Source organism: Stygiolobus sp. RP850M (genome assembly GCF_037389295.1).
Lineage (GTDB): Archaea > Thermoproteota > Thermoprotei_A > Sulfolobales > Sulfolobaceae > Stygiolobus.
The window spans coordinates 1-11,537 of sequence record NZ_JBBHKU010000051.1 but is presented as its reverse complement, the minus strand read 5'-3'; the positions used below and the strand labels follow the sequence as shown (position 1 = coordinate 11,537).

Annotated in this window: 10 protein-coding genes; 7 read left to right on the top strand and 3 right to left on the bottom strand. The window is 38.2% G+C overall.

Annotated elements, in window-relative coordinates:
- The first annotated feature begins 11 nt into the window (after nt 1-11).
- From WIW52_RS06125 to WIW52_RS06105, 5 genes are all read left to right on the top strand, one after another.
- Complete coding sequence (locus WIW52_RS06125) at nt 12-119, top strand: sulfocyanin-like copper-binding protein (protein WP_337709281.1); 108 nt, start codon at nt 12-14, stop codon at nt 117-119.
- 246 nt (nt 120-365) lie between these two features.
- Nucleotides 366-1,040 (top strand): arsenate reductase (azurin) small subunit, encoded by a 675-nt coding sequence (locus tag WIW52_RS06120; RefSeq protein ID WP_337709275.1) that lies wholly within the window; start codon nt 366-368, stop codon nt 1,038-1,040.
- Nucleotides 1,040-4,531: a molybdopterin dinucleotide binding domain-containing protein gene (locus WIW52_RS06115; RefSeq protein ID WP_337709273.1), complete on the top strand. Its 3,492-nt coding sequence runs from the start codon at nt 1,040-1,042 to the stop codon at nt 4,529-4,531. The genes WIW52_RS06120 and WIW52_RS06115 overlap by 1 nt, the downstream gene beginning before the upstream one ends.
- Before the next feature lie 401 nt (nt 4,532-4,932).
- Entirely contained in the window at nt 4,933-5,715 is a 783-nt protein-coding gene (locus tag WIW52_RS06110; RefSeq protein ID WP_337709272.1) for a hypothetical protein, read from the top strand.
- Nucleotides 5,716-5,884: 169 nt separating this feature from the next.
- On the top strand, nt 5,885-6,208 hold the full coding sequence (locus WIW52_RS06105) for a hypothetical protein (RefSeq protein WP_337709279.1): 324 nt from the start codon (nt 5,885-5,887) through the stop codon (nt 6,206-6,208).
- Here WIW52_RS06105 and merA read toward each other — a convergent pair.
- A complete protein-coding gene (gene merA / locus WIW52_RS06100; protein WP_337709271.1) occupies nt 6,192-7,538 on the bottom strand; it encodes a mercury(II) reductase in 1,347 nt (448 codons plus the stop codon). The two genes, WIW52_RS06105 and merA, sit on opposite strands and share 17 nt — an antisense overlap.
- Nucleotides 7,535-7,687, bottom strand: coding sequence for a heavy metal translocating P-type ATPase metal-binding domain-containing protein (locus tag WIW52_RS06095; RefSeq protein ID WP_337709270.1), 153 nt, complete (start codon nt 7,685-7,687; stop codon nt 7,535-7,537). Before WIW52_RS06095 ends, merA begins: the two co-directional genes overlap by 4 nt.
- A gap of 118 nt (nt 7,688-7,805) precedes the next feature.
- Between WIW52_RS06095 and WIW52_RS06090 the strand changes: the two genes are divergently transcribed.
- Nucleotides 7,806-8,159 carry an ArsR/SmtB family transcription factor gene (locus tag WIW52_RS06090; RefSeq protein WP_337709269.1) on the top strand — a complete coding sequence of 118 codons (354 nt, stop codon included), beginning with the start codon at nt 7,806-7,808 and terminating at the stop codon, nt 8,157-8,159.
- Here WIW52_RS06090 and WIW52_RS06085 read toward each other — a convergent pair.
- A complete protein-coding gene (locus WIW52_RS06085; protein WP_337709277.1) occupies nt 8,124-9,116 on the bottom strand; it encodes a pyridoxal-phosphate dependent enzyme in 993 nt (330 codons plus the stop codon). The two genes, WIW52_RS06090 and WIW52_RS06085, sit on opposite strands and share 36 nt — an antisense overlap.
- Nucleotides 9,117-10,726: 1,610 nt before the next feature.
- Here WIW52_RS06085 and WIW52_RS06080 point away from each other — a divergent pair.
- Nucleotides 10,727-11,380, top strand: coding sequence for a hypothetical protein (locus tag WIW52_RS06080; RefSeq protein ID WP_337709267.1), 654 nt, complete (start codon nt 10,727-10,729; stop codon nt 11,378-11,380).
- The last annotated feature ends 157 nt before the right edge of the window (nt 11,381-11,537 follow it).

Below are 11,537 nucleotides of genomic sequence, written 5' to 3'. Positions count from 1 at the left end.
TACCTGCAGGAATATATTGGTATGCTTGCGGAGTACCGGGACATGCACTAGCTGGAATGTGGGGAACAATAATAGCATCAACCTCAGTAACAACACCATACGTAATAATAACAAGTTAAAATAGGATTCTTATTCAAAGCTTACATATCAGTATATTAAGTAATTCCTAAGGATAGAATTTTCTTTATGTGAGACTTTTTTTAATAAAATAATGAAAATACCAAACTTTACTTATATCAATTGTCTAATTTAAATTAATTTTACTTTCTAATAAATATGTATATTCAAACATATATATTATTTTACAATTAAGTTTATTAATCATTCATTACTATATTATTATAACTTAAAGGGTGAGTATGTGAATGAGCAAAGATAAGGGTGTAGATTCTAATAGGCGTGCGATAATAATAGGTGGAGCGGCTGCTGTGGCAGGTATTGCTGCTGGAATAGTAATAGGTGGAAATGCTTTTCCAAGAACTATAACTCAGGTACAACCAGAAGTCACGACGGTAAAACAAGAAGAGACAGTTACACAAACAGCTACTGCAACTACAACAGCTACTACAACTACAACAGCTACTGCAACTACAACATCTCCTCCGACTACTTCTCCAGTATCAGTAGGATTTGTTAGACAAAAAGTAGCTAACTATAGTCAATTACAAGTTGGGACTCCGGTGACAGCTAATTATATGGGATATACAGTCTATATTGTGAGGACTGGCGTTCCGTCAGTAGGTGGTGTAGGTCCTAACGGAGATGTTGTAGGCTATAGTGCGTATTGTGCGCATATGGGATATATCTTGGTATACGACCCTAACACGAGGTGTTTATTATGTCCGCAACACTTCTCTCAATACGACGCTACAGCTGGGGGTATGCAAGTAGTAGGACATCCTAATCAATACTTACCGCAGTTAATATTAGAATACGATGAGTCTACCGGAGATATATACGCCGTAGGATTCAATAGGCTAGTTTACGGTACTTATAATACTGCTGCACAAGCCCCATCTCCTTCAACGGGTGAGAGCTGATGTCCACCTCAACTTCATCCGTAACTCCAGCTACCGGTCCTTCAGTTTACGGAGCACCAAACACCAAAGTACCTTTACCACCAGTGACCGCACAAAGATATCATGTCGTATGTAGATTCTGTAATGTATCGTGTGGATATGACGTATTTGTATTTCCAGTGGGAGAAGAAGGAGGTCCTGCAAAAGGGCAGAATGCTATAGTGTATAATTACATTGATAACGTATATGGATATAACTTACAAGGCCATTATGCTGATTACACTCAACCTCTGGCTCCGCTATCTGCAAATCCACCTACGGCTATCCCGTGGATAGGAGAAGGGATGGTGAGTAAGACAGTAACTTATGACGAAACTACTGGTACTTGGAAACCGGTCTATATACTTGAAATACCGAGCTCAGAGTGTCCAGTAAACGAGGGTAATTATTCTACTAGGGGAGGAAGAAACGCACAAAGGATATGGAGCCCATTCCAAGATAATGCTGCAGGGTTCAGGATTTACCAGACTAGGATAAAGACACCGCTTATAAGGTGGAGCGGACAACTACAACCCGTAGGATGGAGCTATGTTATAGAAGTCCTAGCCCAAATTCTGTACTACTACATAACTAACGAAACATTCACTTACCCAGACCCAGTAGGGCCGGCGGGAGTAGAAGTTATGGCAATTAGGGATGATCACGGAGGTGGTATGGGAGGAGGTGTGGTAGACGACTTAATGCCAGGGTTATTGCTCCACACGGGTGTCGCCACACCTTTCATTAGGCTACACAACCGGGCTGCCTTCACAGCAGAGACTGCCGCTATATTTGATGTAACCGGAGGCGGTTTTATTAATAATCTTAGTATGCTAGACATTAGCATAACAGACGTAATGGTAATGGTGGGTGCTAACGAGTACGCCACGGCTACAATTAACTTAATTCAGCACATATTTGACAACTTAAGAGGAGTAACACAGAAAAGGAAGGCCACGTGGTTCGAGAGCGGTGAACCGACTCCACCCGGTAAAGCGATAGTAGTCGATGCCAGGCCTTCAGAGACAGCTCATGCCGTTGCAGCGGCTGTAGGTTGTAGTTTAGAACAAGCTATGAATGGAACGTGCAATGTAGACTCTAACGGCGAACCGCAAGTATTAGCAGTCCAAGTTAAGCCTGGTACAGACGCAGAGCTATTTAACGCTGTAGCCGCTTACATCTACTACACTTATCCCGACGTAGTTAATTACTTCATAAATAACGTCTATCAAGGAAGTTCTGCACAAGCAAATGGGTTCACGTTTAATATGAACAACTATAACTTATACATCCAATACTTACAATCCAAGAGCTTAAGCGAATGGCTATCTGAGGCTGAACAGATAACCGGAGTATCACAAAATATTATCCAATTATTAGGAGATATGCTCGCAAAACCTAAGATGGGTAGTAATGGACAGCAATACTATAAGAGGGTGTTGATAGAATTCGAGAAAGGTCTTATATGGTCTGCCAATTATACTGCAATGTACGCCCTAGGAGACCTAGCTGTAATTGTAGGTGCTACATCCGGAAGACCGGGTACTGGTATTGCCAGGTCATTCGGTCATCAGGAAGGTGCCGCATTCCCAGTACCTCCCCCACCGCCTTGGTATCAGCAATTAGGTCTACCGTTAAACCAAGGGAGGGTGACGTGGATACCAATGAGCCAATACGTACCACAACAGCTACAAAAACAAGGAATGGAAGTAAATGCGCAGAACGTTATAAGTTTCATAAAGAGCTTTTACCAGAATTACACTAACACTCTAGTACCTCAAAGTCACCAGTATAACCCAATAGTCGATTATCTAGTTTACAGCGGGTATGGTAAAGTATTATGGGCGTTCACAGTTAATACTTACAAGCAAACAATGGCTGGAGGAAAATTTGCTTTAGCAGTTAACCATAGGGCCCAGCTGCTACAGGAGTGCGTAGAGAACGTGCTAAGCTTAGGTGTACCTTCAACAAGTACATCTTCGATAAATTCAAGCTCACCGTACTATGACGTTAACTCCGTAAGCGCTACAATACCTAACTTCCCGACACCAGATCAATACGCTCAAGCAGTTATATCTTGCTTAAGCGGTTCAAACAAGACCCCCGGTGCATTATTTGTAGTGGGAAGTGACGTAGTCCTCAACCAGAACGGGATATTGGAAACTGCAGCCCACGTAATTATACCTAATGCGACAACCCACGGTGAGACTTACGATCTGAGGTTGAACGGGCATGACAGGAGGATGAGATTAGTAGAGCCCTTCATGCCACCGCCCGGTATAGCAATGCCAACCGTATGGGTTTACGCAATGATAGCCTACAGAATTTACCAGTTGCTACAGAGTAACGGGATGGGTAACTCACCGCAAGCGCAGAGGATTTATCAAGCTTTCAACCCAATATGGCAATCCTTAACGAATAACATGAAGCAGAACTCGCAACCGTTATCATTAATTCCACAGTTCAGTGAGAACTACTTCGATTATAACTGGTTTGCAATTTACAGTGACATATGGACTTACTATCTTGCTAACGGACCGGCGAACTTCTCCTGGTGGCCATACGGTATCGCATTGCCATTGCAGTTTGCACCGACTTCTTCAACAGGTTGGGCGTCAGTAAAGTTATTCTATTTAATGTTAGCTAGGACTATAGGGGTACAATTACCTATATTAGGCGCTACTTGCAGCGGTGCTGTGTGCTCGCCTTCAGAGCTTACAAAGGAGGGCGTAATGCAAGCTTGTAGTCAAGGCGGTACTATAACAATGTACGGTTTAGTTAACTACTTCGAACCCGTGTTACAAAGTCAGTTCAGAGTGGAGCGGATAACCATAGACTGTAACCAAGCAGTGACTGTGGGTAATACTGTATTACCGCTAATAACTAGGGATGTAATTTACGTGACCCCAGATCAAGTACAGTCAATGTTCGGCTATTCTTATGACGACCTAAAGGCTGCGGTAGTAAATACACTTAACCCATTCCCGATGCCTTATGTAGGAATATTAGCTTATGCAGCACAACAGCAGAGTAAATATAAGTACTGGGTTAACAACGGTAGGTGGAATATAATTTGGCAGTCAGGGTTTGTTGATTTCCAAGTACCGGAAATATACCAAAGGGTTCCATTCGCGATAATTGAAATGAACGCACAGGACGCCCAGAACGAGGGACTGGAGAACGGCGACATCGTTATGCTATACAACGATTGGGGTACACTAACTGGCGTAGTATGGATTTCAAACACTGTAGCTCCAGGGTCATTGTTTGTAGCCATGAGTTTCCCAACATCTCCCGGAGCTAACCAGTTAACTACTCCAACAATTGACCCAGTATCTGATAACCCAATGTATAAGTGGACTTGGGCTAATATAACAAAGGTAGGAACGCTACCACCTGAAGTTAAGCAGCAGATAACATTTGCGCCAGTTCAGTTCAATATACCTAGCAGTTCATCTTCTTCTAGTTCATAACTTTTTTTTTCCATTATATTCAAAAATTTATTTTCTGATTAACTTAGTTAATCATCAAAATAATAGATTTCTGATTTTATATTAAATAATTAAAAAAGGAAGAATAATAAGACGATATTTCGAAAATCATGAATAGGAAGGTAACTACTGGGTACTTATAAATTAGTAATTAAAGACCTTTTATATGAATATATACGAATTGTTCAAAGCGGAACTAAACAAGCCTAACGTGAACTTTTGTGCTAATTTTATCCTTTTAGAGAAGTGAGTATGTACCAACTACTTATCCATCTATTAATCTTATTCTTCTTTATTTAACATATACAAATTAAGTTCTCATATCTTTTAGCGTGATAATTGATGAAAAATAACTTTATTTATTTTTTAAACAATTGAAGTATGTGGAGAGCTCATTAAAACCATTATATTACCTGCCTTTTATGCTCATAGGCTTCTTTATAACTTACTCCGCTCCATTTTCTCCAAATTATTCACTTTACGTAATTTTCGGAAATGTTTTGTTCTGGTTATCCCTAGTCACATTTGTTTTTAAAACCGGATTAAAACAAGTCTTTAACTACCTATCCCGTAATATGAATAAAAAAGGTTACGTGATATATGGTATTTATTTATCATTTCATTATATAGTATATAGTATTGCTTTGGAAAGGATCTTAACTATTATTTATGGTCAACTCTTCTCCATTTCTGAGTCATTTGTTTCTTTTAATGTGTCTCCTTATTACCCGGGTGGTTTGTACGCTGCATTAGTCAATTTACTATTTAATCCCAGCGTAACAATAGGATTTCCTCCAAATTTCTTTCTAGAACTAACCTTCTACTCATTGTTCATGGGGTTTATAATAGGAGGAATAGTCACAGCTACGATTCTAAGGGTAATGGATATGTCTAAGTTTATAAAAGTCAGAGCAATTTTAATAGCCCCAGTAATGGGAGTAATAGCTGGTGGAAGTTGTTGCGTGTCAATTCCACCTATTCTGGCTACAGCTATACCCGCGGCAAACGTTTTACTGTTTGTATCTAGCGGAGAAACAGCACTCTTCTTAGCTTATATTCTTCTTCCTCCGGTAACGGCTTTTGCTTTAGCTCTTCATTTCAGGACTTTGTTCCCTAAGGCTCCTAAACTGTTTAGAATAGCTAAAAGTGAAGAAAAAAGCAAGTAGAGCAATGTAAGCTGATATCGAGACACTATTAAAATAAAAAATGATGTAGAACAGATTAACGACTGCATGATATTACAAAGAAAGGGGGTTAAGGGGGCAGAAAGCCTCGCCAGCGGGGATGGATAGCCCCTTATATTTAAATACTTCTTTGTCAAAATTTCTCTTAGCGATGCTAATGACGCTCCTTCCCAGCTCGATTGAGGGCTTAATGGGACTGTGGGAGGAGCAACTGTTATCTCCTTCCTTCAAGGGACTAGAGCTTAGCGATGAAAGTCCCCCCGTGGGGGATACCCCCACACCCCCCGATGCTATTTTCAAATGGGAGTGGTTCTCTGAGCCACTCGACTGCTCACCAGATGAGAGATGTAAACCCGAATCGATGGTGGGAACGATGAGCCCTTTGGGAGGGAACCCTCGACCCTTCCAGGGTGGTGAGGAAGTCAGCAGTGGTAATCTAACGTATTTTATCCCACCTTTTAAACGCAACAACTGAGCTTACTCACATCTTTGTAAAAGGACAGAGCAACAAGCCTTAAGGCCTCAGACATAGTAGGAAAAGCGTGAACAGTGTCAATTATATTATCAACTGTTAAACCGAACTTCACTGCTAGAGTAGCTTCATTAATTACATCTCCCGCGTTTTCTCCTAACATTTGCACCTCAAGAATTCTCTTACTCTCCTTTTCAACTGTCATTTTAATCAACCCTCTCTCCTCACCAAGGATAGCAGCTTTAGATAACTCCTTGAGTTTTATCACTCTGCTTTCAGCATTTTCACTTTTCTTCCCGACTCTGGCAATATTCGGCTGAGTGAATACGACTTGAGGTACCGTACTTCTATCCACCTTTTTATGTGAGTCCGATAACGCGTTTTTAGTGGCTACAGTACCTTCGAAACCTGCTAAAGACTCTAGCATAACCCCACCTATTACGTCTCCGGCTGCATATATGTCGGGATTAGTCGTTTGAAGTTCATCGTTTACTTTTACTCCTCCCCACTCGTTGAGTTGAACTCCAGCTACTTCTAGGTTAAGGTCTATGTTTGGTTTTCTGCCAGTAGCTATTAAGATCTCATCGACCTCAACATCACCTTTGTCAGTAATTATCCTCTTTACTCCTTCCTCTCTTTCAACTTTCTTTATCTTAACGTTAGTGACTACATACACCCCGTCATCTTCAAGGACTTTTTGTGCTTCAAGAGAGATCTCTGGCTCCCAATCAGGTAATAGCACTTTACTTCTCTGTAATATCACTACGTCCACTCCTAACCTCTTGTAAATCTGAGAGAACTCCAGAGCTTGTGCTCTTCCGCCTATTACAGCTAACGAGTTGATCTTTCTGTCAGGATTTAGGGCTTCTACATTAGTCCAGAACCCCGCTTCTCTTAATCCGTCTATTGGAGGAACATAAGGAGAAGACCCTGTTGCAATTACGAACTTCTTACCTTCTATTATTTTACCGTTTACTTTCACGCTGTGAGTAGAAATAAAATGGGCTTTACCCTCAACTACTTCTACGTCATATTTAGAGAGTAGGTTTTCGTATTTCTCTTTCCTAAGCGTCTCTACTATTTTTCTTGAATCAAGAAATGCAGACTCATAATCTGGTCTTATGTTAAATTTTTCGAATTGGTGTAATCTAACAGCAGTTGAGTACATTTCTGCAATTCTCAGTAACCTTTTCGATGGAATACAGCCCACGTTTACACAAGTTCCCCCTAAAGGACCGTAGCCTATTAAGACTGGTTTAACTCCTAACTCATTGGCTTGAATTAAAGCAGCGAACCCCGCAGCTCCATAACCTAATATCACGAACTCTTTCATTTCAGTTTTTCCTCATATGCGTCTGCACAATGGGAACAACAGAAGTAATGTTTTTCTCCCTTTATCTCTCTCGCATATATGTTGTCTTCAGATAGGGGAACACCACAGTGTTCACATACTAACTCTTCTTTCTTTATTCTGAATTTCATAGTATATGATCCTTTTAATGGAATTTAAACTTAGCTATATATGAACATATGTTCATTTGTTTTAACTCGTCATTGCTCGCAATAGAGTTAATTAGTCCTTCTGAGATTATATAAACGTATGAATGAAAACTTAGTAGATGTAATGGCGTCATTTTTCTCAGCTCTTTCGGACAGAACAAGACTTATGATAGTTTTATACTTAATGGAGAAAGGGAGTGCTTCCGTTCAGGACTTAAGCGAAGGACTCGGAAAATCTCAGTCTCTAATCTCTCACCATTTGGCATGCCTCAAGAACTGTGGAGTTGTTAGAGTAGAGAAGAAAGGTAAGTACTCTTATTATTACATTGCAGATGAAGAGGTAAAGAAAATAATAACAATGGCTATTGACCATGCAATTCAATACGGTAAGTCCATAATGTCTTGTGAGATAATTAAATCAGAGAGTCTTGAGTCCGCTACCAGTAAGGACTAAGACAGGGTCTTCGAGAGAGATTTTTTCTGCAGCAGCCAATACGGTAGCCGAGCTATATTCTACCAATAGTCCCATACCGGCTAACTTCTTCCATGCAGATATGTTCTCCTCTTCATCTACTGTAATGCATTGATTTGTAGCCTTTGCCATCTCTTCCAATAATACTGGCTGAGTGGAAACTAAAGCATCGGCAATACTTGTCACCTTCTCCGGTGGAATGTACGGATCCTTATTGATAACTGAACAGAGGGGCATCACTTGTCTTGTCTGGACAGCTATTATCTTGGGTTTCTCCTCAATTACACCGCTCTTCAGTAAGTGGTTCAACCCTTCATGCAGACCCAAAAGGAGTGTACCAGCAGAGACCGGGATTACGATTTCTTTCACAGACTTATGTTGTTTCACTATTTCGTAAGCTAAAGTCCTTATCCCATCTCTGAAAAAGGGTTGCAGGATATGGGAAGCGTAGTATTTACCCGAGTTCATCGCTGCCTTCATGACATCATTTCTGTTACCCTTTACCTTTACAACCTTAGCTCCGTAACTCTCTATTTGTTTCAGTTTGACACCTTTAGCGTTCTCTGGGACGAATACAGTGGCGTTAATTCCCGCTGCGGCTGAGTAGGCTGAAATTGATGCACCGGCATTACCTGAAGAGTCTTCTGATATATCTTTTATACCATTCTGTCTTAAGAACGATATAAGAGTTACAGATCCTCGATCTTTGTAAGATCCCGTAGGGTTGAGGAAATCTAGTTTAAAACGAAGTTTTCCTATCTCGAGAAGAGGTGTATTTCCTTCACCTAGCGAAATCCATTCTTTAATATAAGGGAAGTTTTTTCTTATCTCTGTATTATAATCTCCTAGTATCTCTACCTTAAAAGGTCCTCCGCATCTCGAGCACGTTATCTCGTATATGTTTTCCCTTTCCTTGCCGCATCTTGTGCATTTAATTATGAATTCCACAGATGAACTATGTGACATTAAACCTAAAATTTGTGTTTACTGTACTTATGAAGAATTTTTAACATATTTTTTGATTTCTATGGATGTATTTAATGTTACCCAGTATGCTATTATCCATTGGAATATCCTTATGAATAGGAGAATATAATGTGAAATAGACCGAGATGTTTTTGCTAAAATATCTATCTATAGATTAAAATATACCAGGTCATTAGCCATACTGAATCTAGTGAATCATTATCTGCGGATCTTATTATAAGAAAAAGGCTTTATAAGCTGCAAAATTACAAGGAAAAATTAATAACATAATCTAGGTATTAACTTCAGAGCAGTACTACCAATAGAATTAACTACACAACAATTAGTACGAAACTTTTTATGTAGAAATAGCTAGAGTAGCGATTTAGTAATATTCAAGGTAAATATAAATACTAAGTGTGAATATCTCATAAACCCTCATTTTAAGTCTTTTTTCTTTATATGTTTCTCTCCTTTTCCCCAAGGAAGAAATTACTAAAATATTAGGCATATAAAAACTTTGAATAAAAGACAATTTTGTGGACTTTCACCACCGTTTTTAATCTGATTATTCTTTATAATATACCAAATGTATATGAATTCTTTTAGTTATACAAATAATTATGAATTTTATGAATTTATAATTATATTGATAATTATTTTAGTATATTCTTCTTATAAATCTATCATAAAAGGTAGAAAAGTTAGACCTAGTAGACTATTTATACGACCTTTATTTTTTTTTTATCCTTGTCAATATTATCTGGCACAATTTCTATGGTAGATTTGATTTCAATTTTGATAGGATCTGTAACAGGTTTTTTAATAGCTTATTATTTTGGTGAGGATACGAAATTGTTTATAGGCAAAAATAACGATATATATTATAAAAGATCCCCCGTAATCTTTACGTTGTGGATATTATCTTTTCTAGGAAGAATATATATTTATTTCATAAGTGAAAATAATATAACATGGACAGAGATAATATTCGACTTTTTGTTACTTATGAGTACATTTATGACATTAGGAGAGTCCTTTTACATATATAAAAAATATAGAATACTTAAACAATATATTTCATGAATTTACAGAAAAAGAGGTTAAGGGGACGGAAATCCTTTAGGGCTGGGGTGGATAGCCCCGTGTTTAAATACCTCGTTTCTCTAAAATTTCTTTTAGTGATGCTAATGACGCTCCTTCCAAGCTCGATTGAGGGCTTGATTGGACTGAGGGAGGAACATCTAGCATCTCTTTAAAGGACTAGATGTCAAGGATAATAGTCCCTCTTCAGATGAAGAAGTTCTGGCGCTTTCTACTGCCCACCAAATGTAGTCCCGAACCAATGAGGAGAACAATGAGAGGGGATCCCTCGCCCCTTCAGGCGAGAAGACGTCAGAGTCAAAGTAACTTAATTCTTTTTATATCGTAAAGGGACAACGATGTTATTTTTCTGCTTATCACTATCTTAATTAGCAACGTTATCATTGATTATATATTTATTATGATTGTTCAATTAATGTACCTTCCATTAATTAATTTATAGGTCAGCGTAGATTTTAACTTTAAAGTGTGATCAAAGAATGAGTGATTTTAATTCTTTGCAAAGATTTATAGAAGGCAGTGAAATGGCTAGAAGAGTATACTTAAGGCAAGTAAGGAGAATAATAGGACTATTCTATCTATTAATATCTACTTATGTTCCTTTGATGTTTGGGTTAACACTTATTTATTTAAACTTTCATACTTCTCTAACTATCATAGATCCAGTTATACAAATTATTATTTATTCTCCATTAGTCTATTCAATATATATAATATTTTCATCAATTCTGTTATTTAAGTTAAGAAAAATTCCGTCAGTAATGAAAAAAATTAGGGAAATAAAATCAAATAAACCAAGAACCAGTAAAATATTCTATTCATCTTACTTTTACTATTTCCTTTCTATAGGAATCATATCATCGTTAGGGCTTTACGCTCTATTAGTAGGCGGAGAAGTAGGAGAAGTTGTGGAGATAGTAGAAAATTTTCTAATTTTATTACTTATAATAAAGTATTTTTACTATCTCTTCTCCTTACTAGAAGTTGATAAATGGGACAAAGAAGACTACATAGCGTTAATAGGTGCTATTATAGGATTTATAGGTGGAACCGTGTTTAATTCTTATTTATTCTTCGTGTTTTCTATATCGTGGATGTATGCTGGATTAAGTTTACTTAGAAAAAATTGGTGATGAGTAAATGACGGGAGAATTAAAGGAAATTATTGAAATTATAAAATCGCCAGTATTTACCAGCTCTGTACGAATAGGTATACTTCTCATATTACTAGGAGTAGATAAGATAACATTTACCGATCTTCTTAAATCTCTGGACATACCTAAATCTTCA